This window comes from Acinetobacter sp. NRRL B-65365, assembly GCF_001605865.1.
Classification (GTDB): Bacteria; Pseudomonadota; Gammaproteobacteria; order Pseudomonadales; family Moraxellaceae; genus Acinetobacter; species Acinetobacter vivianii.
In genome coordinates, this window is the sequence record NZ_LRPD01000034.1 from 21435 (window position 1) to 45716 (window position 24282).

At 42.0% G+C, this 24282-nt stretch carries 24 protein-coding genes, 6 tRNA genes and 1 other RNA gene; 19 read left to right on the forward strand and 12 right to left on the reverse strand.

Annotated features, from left to right (window positions below):
• Nucleotides 1-138 precede the first annotated feature (138 nt).
• Entirely contained in the window at nucleotides 139-1488 is a 1350-nt protein-coding gene (locus AWW72_RS12830) for an EcsC family protein (RefSeq protein ID WP_062847593.1), read from the reverse strand.
• Nucleotides 1489-1778: 290 nt separating this feature from the next.
• Between AWW72_RS12830 and AWW72_RS12835 the strand changes: the two genes are divergently transcribed.
• The 3 genes from AWW72_RS12835 to AWW72_RS12845 are packed head-to-tail and all read left to right on the forward strand — an operon-like array spanning nucleotide 1779 to nucleotide 4063.
• On the forward strand, nucleotides 1779-3008 hold the full coding sequence (locus AWW72_RS12835) for a beta-ketoacyl-ACP synthase II (protein ID WP_004805136.1): 1230 nt from the start codon (nucleotides 1779-1781) through the stop codon (nucleotides 3006-3008).
• 21 nt (nucleotides 3009-3029) lie between these two features.
• Entirely contained in the window at nucleotides 3030-3482 is a 453-nt protein-coding gene (locus tag AWW72_RS12840; RefSeq protein WP_004770928.1) for a CopD family protein, read from the forward strand.
• Nucleotides 3483-3538: 56 nt separating this feature from the next.
• Entirely contained in the window at nucleotides 3539-4063 is a 525-nt protein-coding gene (locus AWW72_RS12845) for a hypothetical protein (RefSeq protein WP_062847594.1), read from the forward strand.
• Between the two features lie 56 nt (nucleotides 4064-4119).
• Here AWW72_RS12845 and AWW72_RS19465 read toward each other — a convergent pair whose 3' ends face one another.
• Nucleotides 4120-4281 carry a hypothetical protein gene (locus tag AWW72_RS19465; protein WP_004770926.1) on the reverse strand — a complete coding sequence of 54 codons (162 nt, stop codon included), beginning with the start codon at nucleotides 4279-4281 and terminating at the stop codon, nucleotides 4120-4122.
• A 717-nt stretch (nucleotides 4282-4998) separates the two neighbouring features.
• Between AWW72_RS19465 and AWW72_RS12850 the strand changes: the two genes are divergently transcribed.
• Both AWW72_RS12850 and AWW72_RS12855 read left to right on the forward strand, forming a co-directional pair.
• The gene (locus tag AWW72_RS12850; protein ID WP_062847595.1) at nucleotides 4999-6624 is read left to right on the forward strand and encodes an NAD+ synthase; all 1626 of its coding nucleotides are present in this window, start codon (nucleotides 4999-5001) and stop codon (nucleotides 6622-6624) included.
• Nucleotides 6617-7648 (forward strand): hypothetical protein, encoded by a 1032-nt coding sequence (locus AWW72_RS12855; RefSeq protein WP_062847596.1) that lies wholly within the window; start codon nucleotides 6617-6619, stop codon nucleotides 7646-7648. The genes AWW72_RS12850 and AWW72_RS12855 overlap by 8 nt, the downstream gene beginning before the upstream one ends.
• Before the next feature lie 109 nt (nucleotides 7649-7757).
• Here the strand turns inward: AWW72_RS12855 and AWW72_RS12860 are convergent.
• Nucleotides 7758-7834 (reverse strand) — tRNA-Met (locus AWW72_RS12860).
• Between the two features lie 189 nt (nucleotides 7835-8023).
• Complete coding sequence (locus AWW72_RS12865) at nucleotides 8024-8878, reverse strand: EamA family transporter (RefSeq protein WP_062847597.1); 855 nt, start codon at nucleotides 8876-8878, stop codon at nucleotides 8024-8026.
• Between the two features lie 120 nt (nucleotides 8879-8998).
• On the opposite strand from AWW72_RS12865, the gene AWW72_RS12870 reads away from it, so the two are divergent.
• Complete coding sequence (locus AWW72_RS12870) at nucleotides 8999-9466, forward strand: Lrp/AsnC family transcriptional regulator (RefSeq protein WP_032810463.1); 468 nt, start codon at nucleotides 8999-9001, stop codon at nucleotides 9464-9466.
• A 45-nt stretch (nucleotides 9467-9511) separates the two neighbouring features.
• Here the strand turns inward: AWW72_RS12870 and AWW72_RS12875 are convergent.
• The 4 genes from AWW72_RS12875 to coaD form a co-directional block, all read right to left on the reverse strand.
• Nucleotides 9512-9588, reverse strand: a tRNA-Met gene (locus tag AWW72_RS12875).
• Between the two features lie 62 nt (nucleotides 9589-9650).
• An RNA gene (rnpB, locus tag AWW72_RS12880) (RNase P RNA component class A) lies at nucleotides 9651-10042 on the reverse strand.
• A gap of 26 nt (nucleotides 10043-10068) precedes the next feature.
• Entirely contained in the window at nucleotides 10069-10332 is a 264-nt protein-coding gene (locus AWW72_RS12885) for a YfhL family 4Fe-4S dicluster ferredoxin (protein ID WP_004770919.1), read from the reverse strand.
• A 1-nt stretch (nucleotide 10333) separates the two neighbouring features.
• Complete coding sequence (coaD, locus tag AWW72_RS12890) at nucleotides 10334-10825, reverse strand: pantetheine-phosphate adenylyltransferase (RefSeq protein ID WP_004770918.1); 492 nt, start codon at nucleotides 10823-10825, stop codon at nucleotides 10334-10336.
• Between the two features lie 129 nt (nucleotides 10826-10954).
• Between coaD and smpB the strand changes: the two genes are divergently transcribed.
• Entirely contained in the window at nucleotides 10955-11431 is a 477-nt protein-coding gene (gene smpB / locus AWW72_RS12895) for an SsrA-binding protein SmpB (protein WP_004770917.1), read from the forward strand.
• Nucleotides 11432-11472: 41 nt separating this feature from the next.
• On the opposite strand, the gene AWW72_RS12900 is transcribed toward smpB, so the two are convergent.
• From AWW72_RS12900 to rluD, 3 genes are all read right to left on the reverse strand, one after another.
• Nucleotides 11473-12039, reverse strand: coding sequence for a flavodoxin family protein (locus tag AWW72_RS12900; protein WP_047431121.1), 567 nt, complete (start codon nucleotides 12037-12039; stop codon nucleotides 11473-11475).
• Between the two features lie 83 nt (nucleotides 12040-12122).
• Entirely contained in the window at nucleotides 12123-12863 is a 741-nt protein-coding gene (gene pgeF / locus AWW72_RS12905) for a peptidoglycan editing factor PgeF (RefSeq protein ID WP_062847598.1), read from the reverse strand.
• Between the two features lie 135 nt (nucleotides 12864-12998).
• Complete coding sequence (rluD, locus tag AWW72_RS12910; protein ID WP_032810643.1) at nucleotides 12999-14048, reverse strand: 23S rRNA pseudouridine(1911/1915/1917) synthase RluD; 1050 nt, start codon at nucleotides 14046-14048, stop codon at nucleotides 12999-13001.
• Between the two features lie 71 nt (nucleotides 14049-14119).
• Between rluD and AWW72_RS12915 the strand changes: the two genes are divergently transcribed.
• Together AWW72_RS12915 and AWW72_RS12920 are read left to right on the forward strand one after the other, a co-directional pair.
• Nucleotides 14120-15217 carry an outer membrane protein assembly factor BamD gene (locus AWW72_RS12915; RefSeq protein ID WP_062847599.1) on the forward strand — a complete coding sequence of 366 codons (1098 nt, stop codon included), beginning with the start codon at nucleotides 14120-14122 and terminating at the stop codon, nucleotides 15215-15217.
• A 128-nt stretch (nucleotides 15218-15345) separates the two neighbouring features.
• Complete coding sequence (locus AWW72_RS12920; RefSeq protein WP_062847600.1) at nucleotides 15346-17229, forward strand: DNA primase; 1884 nt, start codon at nucleotides 15346-15348, stop codon at nucleotides 17227-17229.
• 10 nt (nucleotides 17230-17239) lie between these two features.
• On the opposite strand, the gene hemA is transcribed toward AWW72_RS12920, so the two are convergent.
• Nucleotides 17240-18523 (reverse strand): glutamyl-tRNA reductase, encoded by a 1284-nt coding sequence (hemA, locus tag AWW72_RS12925; RefSeq protein ID WP_004770911.1) that lies wholly within the window; start codon nucleotides 18521-18523, stop codon nucleotides 17240-17242.
• A 79-nt stretch (nucleotides 18524-18602) separates the two neighbouring features.
• Between hemA and AWW72_RS12930 the strand changes: the two genes are divergently transcribed.
• From AWW72_RS12930 to pth, 10 genes are all read left to right on the forward strand, one after another.
• Nucleotides 18603-20321 carry a tetratricopeptide repeat protein gene (locus tag AWW72_RS12930; protein ID WP_004770910.1) on the forward strand — a complete coding sequence of 573 codons (1719 nt, stop codon included), beginning with the start codon at nucleotides 18603-18605 and terminating at the stop codon, nucleotides 20319-20321.
• 4 nt (nucleotides 20322-20325) lie between these two features.
• Entirely contained in the window at nucleotides 20326-20907 is a 582-nt protein-coding gene (gene lolB / locus AWW72_RS12935) for a lipoprotein insertase outer membrane protein LolB (RefSeq protein ID WP_062847601.1), read from the forward strand.
• 18 nt (nucleotides 20908-20925) lie between these two features.
• Nucleotides 20926-21759 carry a 4-(cytidine 5'-diphospho)-2-C-methyl-D-erythritol kinase gene (gene ispE / locus AWW72_RS12940; protein ID WP_062847602.1) on the forward strand — a complete coding sequence of 278 codons (834 nt, stop codon included), beginning with the start codon at nucleotides 20926-20928 and terminating at the stop codon, nucleotides 21757-21759.
• Nucleotides 21758-21832 (forward strand) — tRNA-Gln (locus tag AWW72_RS12945). The genes ispE and AWW72_RS12945 overlap by 2 nt, the downstream gene beginning before the upstream one ends.
• 27 nt (nucleotides 21833-21859) lie before the next feature.
• Nucleotides 21860-21934, forward strand: a tRNA-Gln gene (locus AWW72_RS12950).
• Nucleotides 21935-21952: 18 nt separating this feature from the next.
• Nucleotides 21953-22027 (forward strand) — tRNA-Gln (locus tag AWW72_RS12955).
• An 85-nt stretch (nucleotides 22028-22112) separates the two neighbouring features.
• Nucleotides 22113-22187: transfer RNA gene (locus tag AWW72_RS12960), tRNA-Gln, on the forward strand.
• A 100-nt stretch (nucleotides 22188-22287) separates the two neighbouring features.
• Nucleotides 22288-23241 (forward strand): ribose-phosphate pyrophosphokinase, encoded by a 954-nt coding sequence (locus AWW72_RS12965; protein WP_004770906.1) that lies wholly within the window; start codon nucleotides 22288-22290, stop codon nucleotides 23239-23241.
• Nucleotides 23242-23338: 97 nt separating this feature from the next.
• On the forward strand, nucleotides 23339-23635 hold the full coding sequence (gene rplY / locus AWW72_RS12970) for a 50S ribosomal protein L25 (protein ID WP_004770904.1): 297 nt from the start codon (nucleotides 23339-23341) through the stop codon (nucleotides 23633-23635).
• 19 nt (nucleotides 23636-23654) lie between these two features.
• Entirely contained in the window at nucleotides 23655-24236 is a 582-nt protein-coding gene (gene pth / locus AWW72_RS12975) for an aminoacyl-tRNA hydrolase (protein ID WP_062847603.1), read from the forward strand.
• Nucleotides 24237-24282: the final 46 nt, after the last annotated feature.

Genomic DNA, 24282 nt, shown 5'->3' on the forward strand with positions numbered 1-24282 from the left:
AAACAACCTTAAAAAAAGAAAAGAACCTCTTTTTAAGGGCACATAATTGTAAGCTAAGAAGTAAAAATGGTCAACATTGTAAGTGCTGACCATTTCTTGGGTTTGTTGTGTTTTGATGTCTAGAACATCACACCATAATTAGCTATGTTTGGTTGAAGCAGGTTCGACATCAATTGATTTCTGTTCAGTCGTAAGTTCTGTTTCGCTCTCATCAAATGTCTCGTCTTGCTCTGCCTTCAACGCAGGTTGCTGTTCCGTATGCTCATGTTCAACCACGTGCTGTTCTGCAAGTTGTTGAATTCCCTCTTCTACTTTTTCATCCACTGGTGTTTTGGGCGCATCTGTATCTTTGGTCTGAATCGAAACATTGGTAATCACATCATTTTTTGATGTCTCAGAAGTTAAACCCTGCTTGGCCTCTTCCTCGGTTGCATTTAATAAACGCGGCGTCGCTTTTTTCAATAAAGCCTCCGCTTTATAGTAGGCATCTAATGGAGAAATATTTTCGTTCGGATGTTCATTTAAATAGAAACGTGCCGCACCAAAAATAGATTGTGATTTATGTCCGACATCTTCCAACAATCGCCAGCTATAAAAACCACTTAAAGCAGCGCCAGCAACTGGGGTTAATTTACCCACCACGGACACCTGAGGAACACGGTTTAACCATCCGAATTTAAACTGTCCTTGTTCATCTACCAGCCACTTTTTAACTAAATCAAAATCATTATTTGATCCAAGCAATTGTTGGAACTGTTGCAGGTCATGCGTTTCCAGCATAGATTTCAAGGCTTTTAATGCAACCAATAAGGTTTGTTTTTCAGCAACCAGACTCAAATCAATCTCTTTAAAGATGAAAGCAACAATCTCTTGATCATTCTCTTCTGACAAATCAAAGCCATGTGAACGTCCAGTCTGATAAATGGTTCGCAAGGTCAAAACAATCGATGCAGGAATATCAATAGCCGCGCCCCAGACACCTGTTGCACCTGTCACAGCGCCCTGAACGGCTGCCAATAATTTATTTTGTTCAATAAGCGCCTGACTCAAACGTTGCGAACGACCTGTATCTTTGGTGAGTTCCATAATGTCCTTCACTCCTGCTTCTTCAAGGATTTTCTCCGTCAGGGAACTATTCGAACTAAATTCATTCAGCCACTGGAATAAATAGTCAGATGCTTTTTCACCTAAATCAGGAGATACAAAAGACGCAATACTGTTCACGCGCGTGTAATGACGACCGAGGAACTGATGTGAAAGTTTCGGGAATTGCTGACGTAACATTTGTTGTGGACTCTCGTATTTTTCCACTTCAAATGGACTTTTAAAACGCGCTTTTCCTTCTATTGTATGAGATGAATTTGCAAGATCGGTCCCAGAGGTGATTGGCGCCACTTGCAGTTTTTGTAATTCTGAACTGAGCTTTTTAGCCACTCCAAAGGCTTGTGCAAATAAACCTGAAGATTGCTTGTTTTTAGATTTTGTCATCAAGTACCTCTGTTGTGTAATGTGTGCATTTCTAGGTAAATACTAGGTTGAATGCAGATTTATCTCAACTTTTATGTGTGTACTTTCATTACGTTTCGTCACCATAAGTGCAATATTTACGAATATTTACACAACTGGAAATAGGCATAAAATTTGCCATAAGAAATAAAAAACCTTTCTGCTATCATGGTGTCATTCACTCATAAGCCATTTTAATCGTTATTTTCTCCTGATTTGTATTCATAGCGAGATGCACAGGGCTTAAGTATTACCATAAAAGGGATCTGTAAATGAAACGTGTTGTAATCACTGGTATGGGCATTAACTCATGTATCGGTAACTCTTTAGAAGAGGTCACTCATTCTTTAAAAAATGGAATCTCAGGCACACGTTTAAACCCAACTTATGCAGAACTGAATTTCAAGAGCCATGTTAGCGCTGCAGCTGAACAGGATTTTGATGGCATTGATCGTAAACTGAAACGCTTTATGGGCGTTTGTGCGATGTATGCATACAATGCAGCTGTTGCAGCCGTTGAACACGCTGGACTGAAACAAGAAGATTTGGCAAACAATCCACGTTACGGTATTGCTGGCGGTTCAGGTGGTAACTCGACTGCATCTGTTGCAGAAATGATCAAACTGCTAGAAGAAAAAGGTGCGCGTAAAATCGGTCCTTTCTTCGTGCCACGTAACATGTCAAACACCATTACTGCAAACGTAGGTGTTGCATTTAAATTGCAAGGTGTGGCCCATTCGATTACCAGTGCATGTGCAACTTCTGCCGATGCAATTGGTTATGCCTACAACCTGATTCAATTAGGTAAACAGGATTTGATGCTTGCTGGTGGTGGTGAAGAAGATCACTGGTCACAAAGCTTATTGTTTGATGCGATGGGTGCATTATGTTCAAAATATAATGACACACCAGAAACTGCTTCACGCCCATATTCAAAAGACCGTGACGGTTTCGTTATTGCTGGCGGTGGCGGTTTCGTCGTGCTTGAATCACTTGAACATGCGCAAGCGCGTGGCGCCAATATCCTTGCCGAAGTGATTGGTTATGCAGCAAATAGTGATGGTGCCGACATGGTTGCACCAAGTGGTGAAGGTGCAACACGTTGTATCATCATGGCATTGGATGAAGCAAAACAGCATGGCGTAGAGCAAATTGACTATGTCAACACACATGGTACTTCAACACCAGCGGGTGACGTAACCGAACTTAAAGCAATGGAACGCGCATTTGGTGAAGGTCAGGTTCCTCCACTCAGTTCAACTAAATCAATGACTGGTCACAGCTTAGGTGCTGCTGGTGTTCAGGAAGCGATTTATTCTGTATTGATGATGCAAAATGACTTTATTGCACCAAACATCAACGTGACTGAGCTTGATGAAGGCGCACAAGGTTTCGATATTGTACTTGAAAAACGTGATGCAAAACTGAATACTGTGATGAGTAACAGTTTTGGTTTTGGCGGTGTTAACGCCTGCCTTATTTTCAAGAAGTGGGATGCATAATCCTACTTAGCAGGATTATCGATGGATGCACCTTCTGATGCTTTCTTGTGGGTAAAAGCATTACATATTATTGCCGTGGTTTGCTGGTTCGCTGCATTGTTCTACTTACCACGCCTTTATGTCTACCATGCCATGAGCGAAGATGCCGTTAGTCATCAACGCTTTGAAGTCATGGAACGTAAGTTATATCGCGGGATCATGTGGCCGTCTATGATTGCCACATTAATTACCGCCCACTTTCTGGTCGACTGGGGTGATGCAACCCGACATTATCATGAAGCCTTATGGTTTTATCTCAAGGTTGGTCTGGTCGGTCTTTTGGTGATTTATCACCTAGTGTGTGGTTATTACCGTAAAAAGCTCATTGGCAATGCCCACTACAAATCACATAAGTTCTGGCGCTTCTTTAATGAAATGCCAACCTTGATCTTATTTGCGGTGGTTATTCTCGTTGTCGTAAAACCTCAGTTCTAACTGAGGTTTTTTATTCTAGAATAAATACTATCATTTTGTTCACACTTGAATATCAGATGATCAAAGCACTTCAACGGCCTATACAACAATTAAAAAACCGGTTCATTGCCAACTTAATCGTTTATCTCAAAATGAATCAGTTCAACTATCGCGGCTTAACCTCTGGCGAGATTGACATGGCACGTCCAGTCTTTGGTAATCTGATTAATTATGCGCAGGTCAAGATTTTCAATATCCCCTATTTACCGTGGCAACCCGTAAATATTTTTATGGCACCGAATGGAAACTTATTTGTGCATCAAAAATATTTTAGTGCTGATTATTCAAAGTGCTCTCTCCCCTTACAAGGGATTTTTATCCATGAGCTGGCCCATATTTTACAGTTTCAGCAACGCACCAATGTGATTGTCAAAGGTGCAATTCTTCAATTGGCTTATTATCTCAGTTTTAAGCACTACGATCCTTATCAATATCAGTTCAAACCCAATAAAGCCTTCTCCAGATACAACATCGAACAGCAAGGAGATATTGCACGCGATATTTTTTTCAAGAAAATTCCCAATATTATTCTGAGAAAATAAAAAAAGCCCTGTCATTCATGTACAGGGCTTTTTAAGTTAGACCATCGCAATTGGTATTATGCAGCTGTGCCTTTGCGAGTTTCATTCGTAGGTTCATGATCGACATCCATATCAGTTGTAAAATCTACACGCATTGCATCCTTAACAATGGTACCCATACGTCCAACACTAATCGCTAAACCTAATGCGATGATTGGCAATAAAATTGTTGAAGTCATAATCTCTCACCTCACTTCATTCAAAGAGAATCTAATTTTTAAGCTTGTGGCTCTTGCTCACGGAACATGACTGTACCAATACGACCAACAACGACAGCTAAACCAAACGCAACAACTGGAAATAATAAAACTGACATATCTACCACCTCTTGATTTGAGTGTTGTAATACACCTGAGTGATCTCAAAATGTATAACCCTTCACATTAATCAGGATCATAGCAGTGAACAAATGTACACTCAAGTGTAGCAAAGATATTCCCGACAAACGGTATATAAAACACCCAATAAAAACATAATCACTTGAAATAAATATATTTTTAATTAAGTACAGTTGTTTTTATTTTTTCATAAATTTTTAACAGGTTTATTAAAGTCACTCTTTTTATTAGAAATTTTAGACGTTATTGGAACTGTCACTGAGACGTCATGTCAATGTGCGAAGCTGACATGAAAAAAACTTGATGTGGTTATATTCAATTTATTCACAATCATGCACCATAACTACCTAAACATTGAGAAATGTTGCTTTTTCATACAGAAAAACTCGTTATTTTTACGCAGAAAAATGTGCATTTAGTATATATTAGTAAACTTGTCATTTTTCTTTAAGATATAAAATGTTTGGCGCCATGATATACAATCGTTTTTAACAACTATACTTATATAAATCAAAAACTTGTGTATCAAAACTTGTTAAGACTTAGGATTAGGTTTGAATGAAAAATTTTAAAATTGCCCTTGCTCAGTTCTCTCCGCATATTGGCAATGTTGACTCAAATACTCAAAAGATGATTGAGCAAGCAAATTTAGCGAAACAACAACAGGCTGATTTGATCGTCTTTCCAGAACTTTCAACCATCGGTTATCCAGCGGAAGATTTAATTCTTCGCCCAAATCTTCAAAAACGCACTCAAAAAGCTTTTGCTCAGTTAAGTGAAGTAAAAGACATCGTAATGGTATTTGGTTTCGTGCACCAAACCGAAGATGGCCACCGTTATAATTCTGCTGCGGTGATGAAAGATGGTCAGGTATTGGGTATTTACAATAAACACAACCTGCCAAATTACGGCGTGTTTGATGAAAAACGTTATTTTCAGGAAGGCCACCAGCACCTTGTTTTTGAATATCTGGGACACAAATTCGGTGTCTTGATTTGTGAAGATGTCTGGTCACTCAACACAGTTAAGCAACTTAGCCAACTTAATGTTGAAACAGCACTGGTCTTAAATGCTTCTCCTTATGAAGTGGGTAAACCACAACATCGTATTCAGACGCTGAATGAATTGGCGAAACAATTGCATCTGAATATTGTTTACGTTAACCAAGTTGGCGGACAAGATGACCTGATTTTTGATGGTTCTAGCTTTGTAAGCAACAATAATGGTCAACTTGCATTACAAGCACCAAGTTTCCAAGAATCTGTTCATTTTGCTGAATATGATACTGAACAAAAACAGTTTAAAACTGCTGAAGCCATTCCAGCGTTGGAAACCTTTGCTGAAATTTATCAAGCATTGGTCATGGCAACTCGTGACTACGTGCAACGCTCAGGTTTCCCTGGTGTTATCCTCGGATTGTCTGGCGGTATCGACTCAGCATTAACAATGGCGATTGCTGTTGATGCAATTGGTGCGGATAAAGTACAAGCCGTCATGATGCCATATACCTACACCTCACAAATGAGCGTAGAAGATGCGACTGAACAAGCACGTCGTATGGGCGTGACTTTCGGTATTGCCGAGATTCATCCAATCGTGAATAGCTTCATGCAAACACTGTTCCCGTTCTTTGGCAACTCACCTGCCGATGCAACAGAGGAAAACTTGCAAGCACGTACTCGCGGCACTCTGCTCATGGGCTTATCAAACAAGTTTGGTAATCTTGTGCTTTCTACGGGGAACAAATCTGAAATTTCAGTAGGTTATTGCACCCTTTACGGTGATATGGTTGGTGGCTTCTCTGTACTTAAAGATGTCTACAAAACCATCGTATTTGAATTGGCTAAATACCGTAACACACTGGAAGAAACGCCAGTTATTCCTGAACGTGTAATTACCCGCCCACCATCAGCAGAACTTCGTCCAGATCAAAAAGATCAGGATTCATTACCTGCTTATGATGTACTTGATGCTATCTTGTATGCTTATATAGAAGAAGACCTCAGCCAGGCCGATATCATTGCTAAAGGTTATGAAAGCGATGTTGTCGAGAAAGTAATTCGTCTGGTTGATCGCAATGAATACAAGCGTCGTCAGGGCGCGATTGGGCCACGTATCAGTTCACGTGCTTTCAGTCGTGAACGACGCTACCCGATCGTCAACGGATGGACCGCGAATGACTGAAAAAATTGTTTCTGAAAAGTCACAATTACTTGCTCAAGCACTTTTGCTTGAGCAAGTTAAGTTTTATAAAAACCAACTTACAACACAACTTTCTGCTGATTTCTTTCAACAATTTATTCAGCTCTTTCTACAACATGCACCCAACATACAACTCAAAGAAGTGGTTGAATTAGCGCAAATTCAGGCCGTTGTGAAACGCTATGCCTTTGAAATGCAGCTTGGCGCAGGTTTACTGGAGTTTATTGGAGAAATTGCACAAAGACTGCATGTCTTTTCCCTACAATCATCAGCGCAATTACAAGATGTATTTTCAGACCACCAATTTGAAATGTGGCTCTCCAAATTTCTGGAACTTGAAAATATCCGCCATTATTTAAATCAGTTCTTAAAAGAAAGCCCATCTATTCAGCAATTGTGCCAATACATTGCAACGACGACCTTACAAAACAAGTTACCTAAATTATTTACCCAATTAGATGAAGAAAGAATTTCCGAAAGTAAATATGAGTGGCAACAAAAACTAAAAAGCTTTTCTCACCGTCAGCAGCAGCGTATTGAACAGAAAATCGAAGAAAGTATTGCCCGATTTATTCAAGAGCAACTGGCTGATCTCAGCCTGCTTTCCAATGATGATCTAGAAAGTCTGGCGCGTAATATCTGGGATGACAATAAGGCCAAACCTTTATCAGAATATACCAAACAGGTGACTCCACTGGATGTGGAAGAGTTCTTTGTCATGATCTATGAATACTGGAAAGAATTACGCCAGTCTTCTTTCATACAGGATTTAATCCTTTATGGTGTCAAAGTCTTTTATGATTTCTATAAAGATGAAAGTCTTGCAGATGTCTTCGCTGCAATTGGCTTGGAAGAAGCAGACCTGCTGAATGAAGCGGTACGTTTTTATCCAAAAGTTGTGGTCGCTTTAGATGAACATGATGTACTCGAACCGATCATTACCCTCATCCTGAAACCGTTCTATGAAAGTTCCGAGACACTCGCGACGATCGAAAAACACCTATAAAAAATAAAGCCTGTAAATCAATTCAGTATTTACAGGCGTTTGCGCATCTCATTCATTATTTTACATCATACAGATAAAAAGAAACCACGCAGGAGCGTGGTTTTTAAAATGGTGGCTATGACGAGACTTGAACTTGTGACCCCCGCATTATGAGTGCGGTGCTCTAACCAACTGAGCTACATAGCCGTAAACTGTGTGCGCATTATCTAGTGTTACTTCTGATGGGTCAAGTCTATGATCTTGAAAATAGAAGATATATGCGCGGTTTTTGCACAAAGACCTTATCAATTGTACATTTTTTAATTCAACACCTATTCTAGTCGAAATTTCTGTGCAATCTTCCTGCTTGAACTTCCCACAACACAGCTTTTGAACTTAGTGCTTTTCCTTATACGATGTGTAGGAACAGCCAATGCATGCCACCACAATCATCATAATGGCCAGAACCTGATAAATATTTAATGCTTCGCCTAAAATATACCACGCAGCCAAAGCACTAATCGCAGGTGAAGCACTGAGTAAAATCCCAAAAACATGTGCTGCCAGTCGCCTCATCGCCATGATATCCAGTAAGAAAGGAATCATGCTTGAGAACAAGGAAACAAATACACAAGTAAAGAAAACTTTATAGGAACTCATTACTAAATCTAAATGCTGGACACCAACAGGGAGAGCAAATAAAGTCGCGACTAGCATCCCGACCGCCACAGAACTTCCACCAGATGAAGCCACCCGTCGACCATAAATAATATAAAGCCCCCAACAGACAGCCGCACCTAACGCAAAGCACATGCCGAGATAACTAAAATTCTGGTTAATTCCGCCAAATGGTAATATCACTATGCCTATAAGTGCACACCCTACCCACAGCAGATCCTGCTTGCGCTTAGACATTAACATCGCAACAGCCAAAGGCCCTAACACTTCAATTGAAATGGCGATACCAACTGACATATAGGAAAAAGCTTTATAAATTAATAGATTCATGCCACTCACGAGCATGCCGTAAATCAGCAAATCGCGCCAGTTGGTCTTCCGATAGAACAATTGCCACGGCCTGAAAATAATAAACAGAAGAATAGCAGACAAGCCAAGACGAACCAGAGCGACAGTTTCTGCACCCAAAACAGGAAATAACGTTTTGGCTACGGCGGCCCCCACCTGTACAGATATCAAAGATAAAGAAGCAGCAAGAAAGGCAATGCCTTGCCTAGAATCCAGTCCTACCATGACCATACCCTGCGATGTAGAAATGCAATTTTAATTCACACATCCACGTTTAATTCTGCGATTTTATGCAAGAATGTGAGTAAATTACTCTATATTTTTCTTAGGATGAGAGATTTAATCGTGTCAGACATTTCATTGGATCAGTTTGATTATGCAATTTTAAGGCAACTACAACACGACAATAAAATGTCGCATCGAAAAATTGCTGAATTGGTGAATCTTTCTCAAGCTTCAGTACAACGGCGTATAGCCCGACTTGAAGAAGAACAGGTGATTGAAAAAAATTGTGCCGTACTTAATCCGAAAAAGTTTGGCGAAAAGATTACTTCAATTATTGAAGTCCGTTTAGCAGAAGACCGCTCTATTGTGATGGATCGGGCCAAACAATATTTTGCCAATGTCGATGAGATTCAGCAGTGCTATTTCGTCAATGGGGGCGTTTCTTTTATTATCATTATGATTTCAGACACCTTATCTCACTTTGAAGCCTTGGTACGTAAGCACTTTGCAGATAATCAGGATGTCAGAACCTATCGGACGCTGATCGTTTTAGATCGGGTGAAAGTCGGATTAGAACTATCCATTTAAAAACAGCAGATAAAAAGAGACCACGCAGGAGCGTGGTCTATAAAATGGTGGCTATGACGAGACTTGAACTTGTGACCCCCGCATTATGAGTGCGGTGCTCTAACCAACTGAGCTACATAGCCGAAAACTGTGGGCGCATTATCTTAACTTTCGCTACACACGTCAAGCACAATTTTCAAAAAATTTAAGAAGTGGGCCTATAAGCCGGGTTCTGTCGAGGACGATCATTCCTCTAGGCGTACAATCACTCATACGCTCAAGCGACCTACCCGAATCCAGCACGGGCCGTGCCTCAGGATTCCTATTTGGTCTTGCTTCAGGTGGGGTTTACCTTGCCATGAACTGTTACCAGACACGCGGTGCGCTCTTACCGCACCCTTTCACCCTTACCTAATCCTACCTAGCCTCCCTTTATTAAAGGGAGGAACGGAGGGATTGGCGGTCTACTCTCTGCTGCACTTGCCGTCGGCTTTCGCCGCCCAGGCGTTACCTGGCACCTTGCCCTTTGAAGCCCGGACTTTCCTCCCCTGTTTCAGTCACGGAGACCTCCACAGCAGCGACCGTCCGGCCCACTTCGTGGCGCATCTTACCAAAGTTCGCTGTTAATTGCTCGCATTTTTTTGTGCAGTCAGTTTTTTATATTTCTCCATCAACTCATCATGAGATTCCACATGTTGAGGATCCAGAGGAATACAATCGACTGGGCAAAATAACTGACACTGTGGCTGATCATGGTGTCCAATACACTCGGTACAGAGTGCTGGATTAATCTCATAAATCAGCTCACCCATATAGATGGCGTCATTGGGACAGACAGGTTCACAGACATCGCAGTTAATGCATTCATCTGTAATATATAAAGACACGTTACCAACCTTGTTGATGTTTACGTTCAAAGGCCTCGACCACAACGGCAGGCACAAATTTGTTTACATCACCTTTTAAACGGGCAATTTCTCTCACCAGTGTCGATGAAATAAATGAATATTGCTCAGATGGAGTTAAAAATACCGATTCAAAATGAGGATCAAGCTGACGGTTCATATTCGCCAGTTGAAATTCATATTCAAAATCTGAAATTGCTCTTAAACCACGAAGTACTGCTGTCGCACGCTGTTCACGGAAAAAATTGACCAACAAGCCATCAAAACCAACAAACTCAACATTGTTCAAATGACTGAGTGATGCTTTTGCCAATTCAACACGCTCTTCTAAACTAAATACCGGATTTTTATGATGACCAATCGCAATGGCAACCACAACTTCATCAAACATTTTTGATGCTCTTGCAACCAAATCAACATGTCCATTGGTTATTGGATCGAAAGTCCCCGGATAAATCACACGTGTTTTAGACATGCGGTGTACTCTAGTGAATGAGATAAGGTGCGTATTTTAACAAATCTTCAGCCTAAACGCGAAATTCCTAAACATTGGAAAAAGATTGCGTTTTGCGGCACAATAGAGGCAATTGTGGAAGTTTGAATTATGGCGCAAGCAACAGTTGTAAAAAAACATAATGGTGGCACGATTGCTCAAAACAAAAGAGCGCGCCACGATTACTTTATCGAAGAAAAATTTGAAGCAGGCATGTCCCTCCAAGGTTGGGAAGTAAAGTCTCTACGTGCTGGACGTATGAGCTTGACGGAAAGTTATGTCATTTTTAAAAATGGTGAAGCCTTTTTATTTGGTTCACAAATTCAGCCGTTATTGTCTGCATCAACACATGTGGTTCCAGAAGCAACGCGTACCCGTAAGTTGCTCTTGTCTCGTCGTGAGCTGGAAAAACTATTAGGTGCGGTGAATCAAAAAGGTTATTCGTGCGTACCATTGGCATGTTACTGGAAAGGTCATCTGGTCAAGCTTGAAATTGCACTGGTAAAAGGTAAGCAATTACATGACAAGCGTGCAACTGAAAAAGATCGTGACTGGCAACGTGATAAAGCACGTATATTGCACAAATAAAAAAAACCTCCGATCAATGGAGGTTTTTTTCAATCTTTAACTTATACGTGTTTGAGTCTTAACTCTGCCAAATATTGGCCAAACTTGCGTGCTGTTTCCAGGTCACCTTCGGGTGGTGTCACCTCAACACTGGCATTGTCAGATTGCGTCATTAATCCTAAAAAACTCGACATACGGTTAATATCGGATTGACCACGTCCAGTCGGCATAAACGGTAAACCAGCCCATAACATGCCATGCTGCATTGCAAATAAATTAATCTGCTGCAACACAGCCAGCTTATCACCACTGAGTCCACCGCCATTGGTAAAACCAGCAGCCAGTTTGCCTTGCCATGTACGTGCCAACCAGCGTTTAGACGAATCTTCCATAAACTGTTTCAAGGCAGAGGTGAGGCTTCCCATATAAGTTGGGCAGCCCATAACAATCACATCTGCCTGATCAAGCAAGTCCCATTGAGGTGCAGCCACGGACAACAGATGCACTTCAGCACCCGCCTGTTCTGCCCCTTGAGCAATGTATTGCGCAACTTTGGCTGTATGCCCATAAGGACTATGATAAACCACACAAACTTTAACTTGGGGAGTAATTTGCTCAATAACAGACATGGAAAATTTAAAAACCAATGAATTAGATCAAGTTTAACATTTTTAAATGCGACAAGGCCAATCGACAATGCAATGGCGGCAATTTATTGCATAAATACAAAGCTTGCCATGCGACCAGTTTTGGCATCACGGCGATGAGAAAAATAATCCTCAGCTTGCTGATACGAGCACTGATCACCACCAATAATAGTTTCCACGCCTAAACGCTTTAAAATAAAACGTGCAATGGCATAGAGATCAGCCTGATATTTACCCTCAGCCTGACCTGCAATAAATGCAGATTCCAGCTCAGGATATTTCTCACAGAAAGCCGCTTTGACCTCTGCCCCAACCTCAAAACAAGGCTGGCTAATAGCTGCCCCCAACCATGCCCAAGTCGGTTGGGATTTCATTTCAGCAACCGTATTTTCCACAATTCCTGCGGCTAATCCGCGCCAGCCTGCGTGTAGATTGGCAACTTCTGTACCTTCGGCATTTCCCAACACCACAGGAAGACAATCGGCAGTCATCATCATTAAGGCATGGCCTACACGTTGTGTGACCAGACCATCGCCTTCAAGAGCAACGAATGGAACTTGTTCATTCACGGTATGACAAATGGTGCTGTGGGTTTGCGTCATCCATGTGATTTTATCCACACCGAATGCAGACAATTGGTTCAGCAAGATCATACGATGTTGCTGGACGCGCTGTGCATCATCATTGACATGCAAAGCCAAATTAAACCCAGACAGACTTTGATTCGGTGTCGCTACTGTTTCTGGATGTGCAATGCGTGTTTGCCCGACAAAAACACCTTTAGGCAGACCTTGTACAAATTCCATAAATATCTCCTGAGCTATATTTCCTACCCTCAACCTCTCCTAAAAGAAGAGGGAGCTTAAAGTACTGTAGGGCATTAAATTCACGACAGTCTCCCTCCTTAAAGGAGGGAGACTTAGAGGGAGGTAGCGCTTTACTTAATAGGCTTCATTTTCACTGCGAAGCACTTCAACCAATTGAGTAAAGTCTTCTGGCCACGGCGCTTCAAACATCATTTCTTCGCCTGTACGCGGATGCACCAACCCAAGTTTGGCTGCATGTAAGGCCTGACGCTTAAAGCTACGTAACATATCTGTTAATTTCGCTGAAGCACCTGCGGGGAAGCGCACACGATTGACATATACTGGATCACCGACCAAACCATGTCCCAAATAGCTGAAATGGACACGGATCTGGTGGGTACGCCCTGTTTCAAGCTGTGCCTGTACACGAGTAAAGTCACGGAAGCGCTCTTTCACATTATAATGTGTCACGGCATCACGACCGCCCGGTAAGATCGCCATTTTGACACGATCCACTGGATGACGTTTGATCGGCTCATCAATGGTGCCACCCGCAATAATATTGCCATACGCAACCAGATCATAAACGCGATAAACCGTTTTCTTAGCCAATTGTTTGCTTAACGAAAATTGCGCTTCCAGATTTTTAGCAACTACCAGTAAGCCACTGGTGTCTTTATCGATACGATGTACCAGACCAGCACGAGAAAGTTCGGCAAGTTTTGGCTCATGATAAAGCAGTGCATTTACCAAGGTACCTGTCGGATTCCCTGCACCTGGATGCACCACCATACCCACTTCTTTATTGATCACGATGATATCGTCATCTTCATAGACAATATTTAAAGGAATATTTTCAGGTTGGCTTGAAGTTTGCGCTTCAAGTTCAACTTCAAGCGTGAGTAGCTCATTTCCTTCACAGCGGTACTTTGGCTTAACAATGTTACCATTTACCAACAGATGACCATCTTTCATCCATTGTTTGAGTTTTTCCCGTGAAAACTCGCTCCACACCAATGCGGCAACCTGATCAATACGTTGCCCTAAATAGTTTTCATCGAGTTGAATTTGCAACGATAAACGTGTTGCAGTTGAGTCAGAATTATGATTATCTGCATCGACAGAATCTTCGAGTAAGAAATCTGTTTCAGAGATGTTTGAATTGGAAGATTGTGCTGAAGTCATTTGATGATCGGTACAAAAATGGTTTAATAGCACCATTGTAGCTCATTGCCCAGAATAACAGAGGAGTTTTTATGTCGCTACCACGTTATAAAATTACGGTGCTTGCACTATCTTTAGGTGTAGCGTCTGCATTTGTGGGCTGTAGCAGCAATCCAAGTAAGAAAGAAGTGGTTGATAAAGGACCACAATCAAGTGAACAAGTTTATTTCGAAAAAGCGCAAAAATCACTTGAGCGTAATCAATATACCGATGCGGTTAAATCACTTGAAGCGTTAGATACCTACTATCCAACGGGTCAATATACTCAACAGGCACAGCTTGAGCTTCTCTACGCGAAATTCAAACAAAAAGATTATGAAGGTACGATTGCGCTTGCAGAGCGTTTTATTCGTTTAAATCCTCAACATCCAAATGTTGATTATGCTTACTACGTTCGTGGTGTAGCCAACATGGAAATGAATTACGACAGCTTGATTCGCTACACTTCACTCCAGCAATCACACCGTGATGTGAGCTATGTCAAAGTGGCTTATCAAAACTTTGTCGACCTGATCCGTCGTTTCCCAAGTAGCCAATATTCAGTTGATGCCGCACAGCGCATGAAATTTATTGGTCAGGAACTTGCTGAAAGTGAAATGAATGCAGCACGTTTCAATATTGAACGTAAAGCATGGTTGGCTGCTGCTGAACGCGCACAATGGGTGATTGAACATTATCCACAAACTCCGCAAACACCTGAAGCTTTAGCAACTTTGGCATATAGCTATCAAAAACTTGGTGATCAGGCGACTTCTCAACAATACGTTGAAATCCTAAAACTGAACTATCCAAATTTAGTGAAATCAAATGGTGAAGTTAATTTACGTGCAGCACGTAAAGAAGGAAGCTGGGTCAATCGTGCGACTTTAGGTTTATTAGGACGTGAGTCTCAAACTGTAGAAGTCAAAGATGAAGCCAGTGGTGAGTCTGAACAACGCAGTTTAACCAACCGCTTAAGTTTTGGTTTACTGGGCAAGCCAGCGACTGAACAATCCGCTGCGCCAGAACCTGTGGCCGCTCCAGAAGCACCAGCAAACGCAGAAAAACCAAGCTGGAAAAATCGTTTAAGCTTTGGTCTATTAGATAAGCCAGAAGCAAAAACAACGGCTGAGGATGATGCTGCAAACTAATTTGCAATCATCTGATACACCAAACAGGCAAGTCTCCCTTGCCTGTTTTTTATTTTATGCAACAATGATTCCTGACATTTTTGCAGTGCAATAATGTTTTACTCCCTGTCTGAAATGGTTAAACGCACATGGCAATTCCACAGCATACGATTGATCAAATTTTAGATCGAACTGACATTGTCGATTTGATCGGTCAACGTGTGAAGTTAAAAAAGACGGGGCGTACCTACTCTGGCTGTTGTCCATTTCATCAGGAAAAATCGCCTTCTTTCCACGTCTATCGTGACAAGCAGTACTATCACTGCTTCGGTTGTCAGGCCAATGGGAATGCCATCCGCTTCCTGATGGATATCGACGGTCGTAACTTTGTTGATGTAATGAAAGAGCTGTCCAATAAGACAGGTGTCGACCTCCCCAAAGATAATCACGACAATAAAAAACTCTCTTATAAACGTAGCCCGCAACAAGCTGCTGCACCTCAGCCAGTAAAACCAGCACCAGAAAATCCAGTCGCACCACCCGTAGTCGATGAATTTATCGATGGACATTTTGTCGATATGGATCGTGTGATGGATGATCCTTTTGCCCAGTTTGATCCATCATTCAACATGGATGAACAGGTACAGGAAGGTAATCTTTATGATTTGCTAGAGAATGTGGCGCAGTTTTATGAACGCCAGTTACCGAACAGTCAGAAAGCTCAACACTATTTCAGACAACGTGGCCTCTCGGCACAAACCATTCAATTCTGGCGTTTAGGTTATGCACCAGAAGACTGGCAGCATCTTGAAAAAGCTTTTCCACAAGATATTGAAGGCTTAAAACAGCTTGGCCTGATTCGATCGAGCGACAGTGGTCGGGATTTTAACTTATTACGTGAACGGGTTATTTTCCCGATTCGTGATCATAAAGGTCGCGTGGTCGGTTTTGGTGGTCGTGCGCTCAATGACGAAATTAAACCCAAATACATTAACTCGCCTGACTCTGAAGTGTTCCATAAAAACCAGTTGCTTTATGGTCTATACGAAGGCCGTAAACTGAAAGCCAATGACTGGTTGATGGTGGAAGGCTATATGGATGTGATTGCCTTACAGCAATACGGTATCAATGGCGCTGTCGCAACGCTTGGAACAGCCAGTAATGCGGATCACTTAACCACGCTATTCAAACAAAATTCTAGAATTACCATTGCCTTTGATGGTGATGCCGCAGGACAAAAGGCCGCGCGACGTACCTTGGAAATCGCACTACCACTACTCAATGATGGTCGTGAATTAAAATTCTTTGTTTTGCCCAATGAGCATGATCCTGACTCACTGATCCGCCGTGAAGGGCTGGAAAATTTCCAGAAATTGCTGCAACAAGCGCCCCTGTTATCCGACTTTGTATTTGCCCATTTAACTGGACAGCATGATGTCAGCACACCTGAAGGCAAAAGTCTGGTGATGGGTGAACTGCGTGAATTGACTGAATTATTGCCTAAACATGGTTCATTCCGTTATTTGTTGAGTCAATCTTTCCGTGAAAAGCTAGGATTAGGGAAACGTTTTACCCCCCAAGTCAGTCATGATGCCTCCTTATCTTTTAACATTCAGACCAAAGATGAAGATTTCGCAGTAGCGATTTTGATGCACCACCCCTTCTTGTACATTCATTTTGAAGAATTACGTGCGGTGATTGATCAGGATGAACTATTAGCAAAAATTTTAGCTGTATTGAATATCGTCTTTGATGAATTGCCTGATGATCAGGAACTGGCAACCTATTATGTGCTGGGTGCATGTAGTAGTTATAGTCACGAACTGGCTGATATTATGCAACGCACCAATATTCAATCATTAACTCAAGCACCTGAAATTGCAGATAAACTTGCCAAAGAATACGCATTGGGATTACAAGAAAAATATCTGCGATTAAAACTTAAATCACCCATTTCTTTGATCGAATCACGCAATTTACGTCAGCAATTAAATGAACTGACCAAACAGATTAGTTTGCGATTGCTATCTTAGCACCGCAAACTTACTGTCTCGGTTTACGTTCATGCTCGAACACGTCTTGTAAATGCTGCTGTAGCCATTCGAAATAATCAGGATTTTCTGCTTTAGCGGCTTCTCTTAACAAGATTGAAGTCGGATGCATTAACTTTTGTGTTAAACGATGCGCAAACTCCTGTAACACCTGCTCTGCGGCATGACCATGCTGTAATGATTCCATCGCATGAGCCAGCTCTTTTTGGCTTACTTCTTCGCTATGCTGGCGATAGGCCTGAATCGTACCACTCGCCTCTTTGACTTTTTGCTGGGTCATCAATTGGGTTGCCAATTGATTAACCATAATCTCGGCTTCAACCGCAGCTTGACGACGTTGTGCCAGATTTTCATCAATCACACTTTGCAAATCATCAACGCCATACAAATACACGTTATCCAGTGATTCAACTTTCGGGTCAATATCACGTGGCACGGCCAGATCGACCATGAGCATCTGTTGATAGCGGCGTTTTTTCAATGCCGTTTTGACGTCTGAATATTCAATCACTTGATGCAAACTACCTGTACAACTTGAGATAACGTCTGCTCGATGCAAATTCTGTGCAAGTTCCGTAAAAGGAATAATTTCAACATCGACCTGATGGGCAATTTCCTGTGCCAGAATATCTGCACGTTCGCGGCTACGGTTACAGATCAGAATCTTCGCTACACCCATTTCCGCAAGGTGTTTAGCGACTAAACTATTCATTTCCCCCGCAGCCACAACCATCACAGTCAATTTTTCTGGACGACTAAACACTTGCAAGGCCAACTGAGCAACCGCATAACCCATTGAAACTGCATGACTTCCGACAGAGGTTTCAGAACGAACCCGCTTGGCTGCGTAAAAGGCATATTCAAAGACACTATTCAGCTCAGGTGAAACCGTTTCGGCATCTTTTGACAGCGCCAGAGCACTTTTCACCTGCCCTAAAATCTGAGGTTCGCCCAGCATCAACGAGTCTAAACCACTAGCAACACGCATCAAATGTGTAACAGCCTGAGCATTCTCGTAACGATAAACATGATGAATTAACTGTTTTACATCAATATTATTCACTTGGGCCAGCCAGTTCAGGACGCTATCCGCATCTTCTGTCATGGCATACACTTCGGTACGGTTGCAAGTCGACACCACCACAAGATCATTTAAGGATGACTTCTGGTTTTGTTCAAGCAATAGCGCAGCTAATCGCTCTGCATTGAAAGCAATTTGTTCACGAAGTTCAACAGAAGCTGTTTGATGGTTGACACCCAATGCAAAGAAAGACATATCAGATCATCATTTCGCTAAATTTATGTTATTGTGCAACATCGGTGTCATAAAAAGCATTACTTTGGATCAATAAAAATTGCGTCAGCTATATCGCCGTACCCTTTTTAGCGGCAAGACGATTAGACGGTATTCTACCACAATCTTGTTGTTAGGTAGCATGAGCTCTTATGTCTCTGCACAAGCAATACACGACATGTATGCAGAGAACAGCTTTGAAAATGCTTTACAACAGAGCATGGTTGCTGAATTTTCTCTTGCTTATGATGATATTGCAACCGCTCTACACAATTATACTGTGCTTGCGATTCGTAGTAATTCAACCACAATCAAGCAGCGCGCCTTAGATGTTGCCTTAGAATATAATGACTTACAGTCTGCCTTAGACATCGCAACGCATTGGGTTGAGCAAGAGCCTAAAGATGTACCCGCACTATTTTATTTATCGCATATCGCACTCAAAACGCATGAGTACGAGCTTGCGGCAAAAACATTGGATAAAATTTTAAATATTGATCCAACGGCTGATCTGGAAGAAATTTTAGCCGGGATTGCCCCTGAACAGGCACAAGACCGCGAAGTCCTCTTAAATGCCCTGCGTGCTAGCGAAGAACGTAATAATCCCTCTATTCTAGCCTTGATTGCAGGTTTAGAAGCACAAGATGGCTTATACGAGCAAGCGCTCAAAAATATTAATCGAGCCTTACGAAAACGCTCAAAAACCACCAGTTTCATTTTAATGAAAGCCAATCTGCTCATGGCTTTGCAAGATGATGAAGAAACACAAAAATGGTTTGCAAAGGCAAGTCGAAAAAATAAAAACAATATTGATATTCGTCTGGCAGAAGCACGCTATTACATTCAAATCAATCAGCAACAGCAAGCTTTAGACAAACTTGAAGATATCATTAAAGATCATCCTAAAGCGGAAGAAGCCCTGTTTATTGCAGGTTTGACCAGTATTGACTTGAAGCAATATGAAAAAGCCGAGCAATATCTGGTAGAGCTGCGTTCATCTGCCAAATATCAAAATGAAGCCTATTACTATCTGGCAATCAATGCTCAGCGCAAACAGCATTATGAGACAGCAAAGGCTTATTATCGTCTGGTAGATGGCAGCCTTTATATCGTCTCCCGACGTAATATGATTGCAATTTTTGAGAAACAGGACCAACTCAATGATGCCTTACGCTTCCTGACGCAGGAACGTGTTAACTATCCTCAACATGCCAGTTTCCTGTATCAGGCACAGGCCGATATTTTAAAGAAAATGGATAATAAAAAGGCTGCTTTGGCTTTGCTGGATGAAGCCATCAAGAATTTACCTGATGATCCTGAACTGATTTATGCTGAAGTCCTGTTACTCGATCCATATACAGATCGAGACAAACTCGACAAAACCTTGAAGCAGTTGCTCATTCTTGAACCTAATAGCCCAACCTATCTGAATGCGTATGCCTATACGTTGGCCTTGCAAAACCGTCGCCTTAAAGAAGCACGTAAATATGCAGAGCTAGCGCTGGACTTTGCCCCTGAACAGGCATCAATCCTCGATACACTGGGCTACATCGCCTTCTTGCAAAATGACTTTGATACTGCTGCCAAAGTTTTAGGTCAGGCTTATTCACTCAGTCAAAATGTGAATATTGGCGTTCGCTATGCCAAAGCATTGTATATGCAGGGTGCACTCACGCAATTTAGCGAGGTGTTACAGCAATTGAAACAAAAACATGCCAATGCCCCACAATTACAACAGCTTGATAGCTTAATCTTACCCATCACTGTAAAAAAGAGTTAAATCCATGCGCGTGTTTTCAAAATTATGCTTTGCCGTGTGTAGCAGTAGCATTTTATTTTTAACGGGTTGTCAGAGTTTGAGCCAGCCGAATAAAGTGATGACTTCGCCACAAGTACAAGATGAAAATAATTTTAACCTGCAAGGCAAGATTGGTGTGCGCACACCACAACAGTCCGGCAGCGCATTTTTCACGTGGGTACAACAACAAGATCAATTTGATATTGAATTAACCGGTATTCTCGGCGTGGGGAAAACCCAGATTGAAGGCAAACCTGGGCAAGTCACTTTAAATAGTGCTAAAACGGGCTTGATTACGGCAGCAACACCAGAAGAGTTACTTGAAAAAGCAACAGGTTGGCAAGCACCGATTATGCATCTTGCTTACTGGATTCAAGCGAAACCAGCAACTCAGAATGCTCAAGTGAATAAAGATGAGCAAAATCGTCTTAAACAATTGATTGAAGATGGCTGGACGGTAGATTTTAGTTATAACGATGCTCAAACGCTTCCGAATAAGCTTTTGTTGAAGCAAGCACTTGCAGAAGGCAAAGAAAACCGTATTACAATGGTGATTCAAAACCGATAATTTTTTAGATTATTTTTTATGATTAGAGTGCCTTCCCCAGCCAAGTTGAATTTATTTCTGCACATCACGGGTCGTCGTGAAAATGGTTACCATGAATTACAGACCATTTTTCAGTTGATTGATTTATACGACTGGATGACTTTTGAACCGCATGCAGAAGAAAATATTCAGATTGAAGGTCTGGCAGAAGTACAGCTCGAACAGAATTTAATCTATCGCGCCGCACAGCTCTTACGTCCGCATGCAAAAAAACCATGTGGACTGAATATTCGGATTGAAAAAAATATTCCGATGGGTGCTGGGCTGGGTGGCGGTTCATCTAATGCTGCAACAACCCTGATTGTACTGAATCAGCTCTGGCAATGTGACTTAACTGAACAGCAACTTGCCGACTATGGCGTGCAACTGGGTGCAGATGTCCCGATCTTTGTTTTTGGTCGTAATGCATGGGCAGAAGGGATCGGTGAACATTTATCATTCATAGACTTAGCTCAAAAAAAATTCATAATCCTGAAACCTGACTGTTTTATCAGCACTCAACAGCTTTTTTCGCAAAAAACATTGACAAGAGACTCTAAGATCACTAAATTTTGCGCCTATCAGATAGAACCTTCTAATTTTGGAAATAACTTTGAACCTCTGGCTCGACAGTTGTATCCCGAAGTAGATGAAGCAATGCAATATTTAGATCAGTTTGGTCTAGCAAAGCTTACAGGTACAGGTGCTTGTGTTTTTATTGAAGTAACCAGTGAAATGGATACAACGCAAATTTTGCAAAACTCGCCTTGTAAATCTTACTTGGTCAACAGTTTAGCAGAGTCTCCGTTAAGACATTTCTCAGTTACACGTTAGGGGCGTCGCCAAGTGGTAAGGCACCGGGTTTTGATCTCGGCATCCGTTGGTTCGAATCCAGCCGCCCCTGCCAATTTTCACCTGTAGATGTATATGTAATAGGGGCGTCGCCAAGTGGTAAGGCACCGGGTTTTGATCTCGGCATCCGTTGGTTCGAATCCAGCCGCCCCTGCCATTACATATCATCAAATTTAGGGGCGTCGCCAAGTGGTAAGGCACCGGGTTTTGATCTCGGCATCCGTTGGTTCGAATCCAGCCGCCCCTGCCATATCTTTAGACAGACTTGTTTTGTATCGATATTTGCTCAAATATATTGACATTGTCATATAAAACGATTAAAGTTCTGCCGCATTAGGGGCGTCGCCAAGTGGTAAGGCACCGGGTTTTGATCTCGGCATCCGTTGGTTCGAATCCAGCCGCCCCTGCCATATAATAGATTGTTTCCAAATTACCCGTTGGAAAAATTAAAAATTTTTCCCTTGCGCTCGGTCGAAGCATAGCTTCGCTTAACCCTCGCTCAGGTGCTTCATGCCCAATCTTGTCGTTTTTAGTGGAAGTGCTCATCCACAGTTCGCCCAAAAAGTCGTAAGCCATTTACATATCCCACTCGGTGCTGCTTCTGTAAGCAAGTTCTCTGATGGGGAAATTTCAGTTGAAATTACTGAAAATGTTCGTGGTAAAGACGTTTTTATCGTTCAATCTACTTGTGCCCCTACCAATGATAACCTGATGGAAATCCTGGTAATGGCTGATGCTTTGCGTCGTGCAAGTGCTGGTCGTATCACTGCAGTGATTCCTTACTTCGGTTATGCACGTCAGGACCGTCGTCCGCGTTCTGCCCGTGTACCAATTACTGCGAAAGTTGTTGCAGACATGCTTACAACTGTTGGTATTGACCGTGTGGTAATGATTGACTTACACGCAGACCAAATTCAAGGCTTCTTCGATATCCCTGTTGACAACATTTACGGTACGCCAGCATTACTTGCTGACTTACGTCAACAACAACATCACAATCTCGTTGTGGTTTCACCTGACGTTGGTGGTGTTGTTCGTGCCCGTGCTGTTGCTAAACAAATGGGTGATATCGATTTAGCAATCATCGATAAACGTCGCCAAAAAGCAAATGAATCACAAGTGATGCATTTGATTGGTGATGTAAAAGATCGTGACTGTGTCATCGTTGATGACATGGTAGATACAGCAGGTACGCTTTGCAAAGCTGCCGATGCACTAAAACAGTTTGGTGCTCGCCGTGTTGTTGCTTATGCAACTCACCCTGTTTTATCTGGCAAAGCCATTGATAACCTTCGTAACTCTGTCATTGATGAATTGGTTGTTACTGACACCATTCCTCTTTCAGATGAAGCATTGAGCTTAGGCAAAATTCGCCAAGTTTCTGTTGCTAGCATGGTTGCTGAAACAATTCGTCGTATCAATAACGAAGAATCTATTAGCGCAATGTTCGATAGTTATCTATAATAGCCCAGCTTTTTTCTTAAACCCTAGCTCGCTAGGGTTTTTCTATCACTAAACTGGTCGCAAGTTTAGTTACTTAAACTCCAATGAGGATATGCCCATGGCAAACTTCGTATTAAACGCTCAAGCACGTGAAGCTGCACTACAAGGGAAAGGTGCGAGCCGCCGCCTTCGTCACGCAGCACAAATTCCAGCAATCATCTATGGTGGTAGCGCTGAGCCTGTAACAATCACTTTAGAGCTTCGTGAAATCACTAAAGCTTTAGAAAACAACGCTTTCTTCGAAGAAGTTATCGAAATCAAAATCGGTGACAAAGTTGAAAACGTTAAAATCCAAGCGTTACAACGTCACCCAGCTAAAAACACTCCTATGCACGCTGACTTCAAACGCGCATAAGTGTTAAAGGCGTAAATTAGTGTCAAATATTTCGCTAATTGTTGGTTTGGGTAATCCTGGAAAGGAATATACCCAAACCCGCCATAATGCAGGTTTCTGGTTCGTTGAACAGCTTGCAGACCGTTATGGCATTTCCCTAAAAGCTGATCCAAAATTTCATGGATACAGCGGTCGTGGTCAAATTGAAGGTCATGACGTTCGTTTATTACTTCCTACCACTTTTATGAACCGTTCTGGTCAAAGTGTTGCCCCTTTCGCCAAATTTTATCAGGTTGCACCAGAAGCAATTTTAATTGCCCATGATGAACTGGATATGGATCCTGGCGTAATCCGTTTAAAGACGGGTGGCGGACACGGCGGACATAATGGTCTCCGTGATATCGTTCCTCATATTGGTGCTAATTTCCATCGCTTACGCATTGGAATTGGACATCCAGGTTCCAAAGAACGTGTTTCTGGTCATGTGCTCGGCAAAGCTCCTAGCAGTGAACAAGCTTTAATGGATGCAGCAATTGATCATGCCCTATCAAAAGTGAAAATGCTTGTTGATGGACAAGTTTCACAGGCAATGAATCAAATTAACGCTTACAAATCCGCTTAAACTGAATTGTTGATCAATCACGCTTGCCATATTGCATTTTTAAGCG

Coding starts and splice junctions, on each gene's coding strand:
- AWW72_RS12830 (WP_062847593.1), bottom strand. CDS start 1,488: ATGACAAAATCTAAAAACAAGCAATCTTCAGGTTTATTTGCACAAGCC.
- AWW72_RS12835 (WP_004805136.1), top strand. CDS start 1,779: ATGAAACGTGTTGTAATCACTGGTATGGGCATTAACTCATGTATCGGT.
- AWW72_RS12840 (WP_004770928.1), top strand. CDS start 3,030: ATGGATGCACCTTCTGATGCTTTCTTGTGGGTAAAAGCATTACATATT.
- AWW72_RS12845 (WP_062847594.1), top strand. CDS start 3,539: ATGATCAAAGCACTTCAACGGCCTATACAACAATTAAAAAACCGGTTC.
- AWW72_RS19465 (WP_004770926.1), bottom strand. CDS start 4,281: ATGACTTCAACAATTTTATTGCCAATCATCGCATTAGGTTTAGCGATT.
- AWW72_RS12850 (WP_062847595.1), top strand. CDS start 4,999: ATGAAAAATTTTAAAATTGCCCTTGCTCAGTTCTCTCCGCATATTGGC.
- AWW72_RS12855 (WP_062847596.1), top strand. CDS start 6,617: ATGACTGAAAAAATTGTTTCTGAAAAGTCACAATTACTTGCTCAAGCA.
- AWW72_RS12865 (WP_062847597.1), bottom strand. CDS start 8,878: ATGGTAGGACTGGATTCTAGGCAAGGCATTGCCTTTCTTGCTGCTTCT.
- coaD (WP_004770918.1), bottom strand. CDS start 10,825: ATGTCTAAAACACGTGTGATTTATCCGGGGACTTTCGATCCAATAACC.
- smpB (WP_004770917.1), top strand. CDS start 10,955: ATGGCGCAAGCAACAGTTGTAAAAAAACATAATGGTGGCACGATTGCT.
- AWW72_RS12900 (WP_047431121.1), bottom strand. CDS start 12,039: ATGTCTGTTATTGAGCAAATTACTCCCCAAGTTAAAGTTTGTGTGGTT.
- pgeF (WP_062847598.1), bottom strand. CDS start 12,863: ATGGAATTTGTACAAGGTCTGCCTAAAGGTGTTTTTGTCGGGCAAACA.
- rluD (WP_032810643.1), bottom strand. CDS start 14,048: ATGACTTCAGCACAATCTTCCAATTCAAACATCTCTGAAACAGATTTC.
- AWW72_RS12915 (WP_062847599.1), top strand. CDS start 14,120: ATGTCGCTACCACGTTATAAAATTACGGTGCTTGCACTATCTTTAGGT.
- AWW72_RS12920 (WP_062847600.1), top strand. CDS start 15,346: ATGGCAATTCCACAGCATACGATTGATCAAATTTTAGATCGAACTGAC.
- hemA (WP_004770911.1), bottom strand. CDS start 18,523: ATGTCTTTCTTTGCATTGGGTGTCAACCATCAAACAGCTTCTGTTGAA.
- lolB (WP_062847601.1), top strand. CDS start 20,326: ATGCGCGTGTTTTCAAAATTATGCTTTGCCGTGTGTAGCAGTAGCATT.
- ispE (WP_062847602.1), top strand. CDS start 20,926: ATGATTAGAGTGCCTTCCCCAGCCAAGTTGAATTTATTTCTGCACATC.
- AWW72_RS12965 (WP_004770906.1), top strand. CDS start 22,288: ATGCCCAATCTTGTCGTTTTTAGTGGAAGTGCTCATCCACAGTTCGCC.
- rplY (WP_004770904.1), top strand. CDS start 23,339: ATGGCAAACTTCGTATTAAACGCTCAAGCACGTGAAGCTGCACTACAA.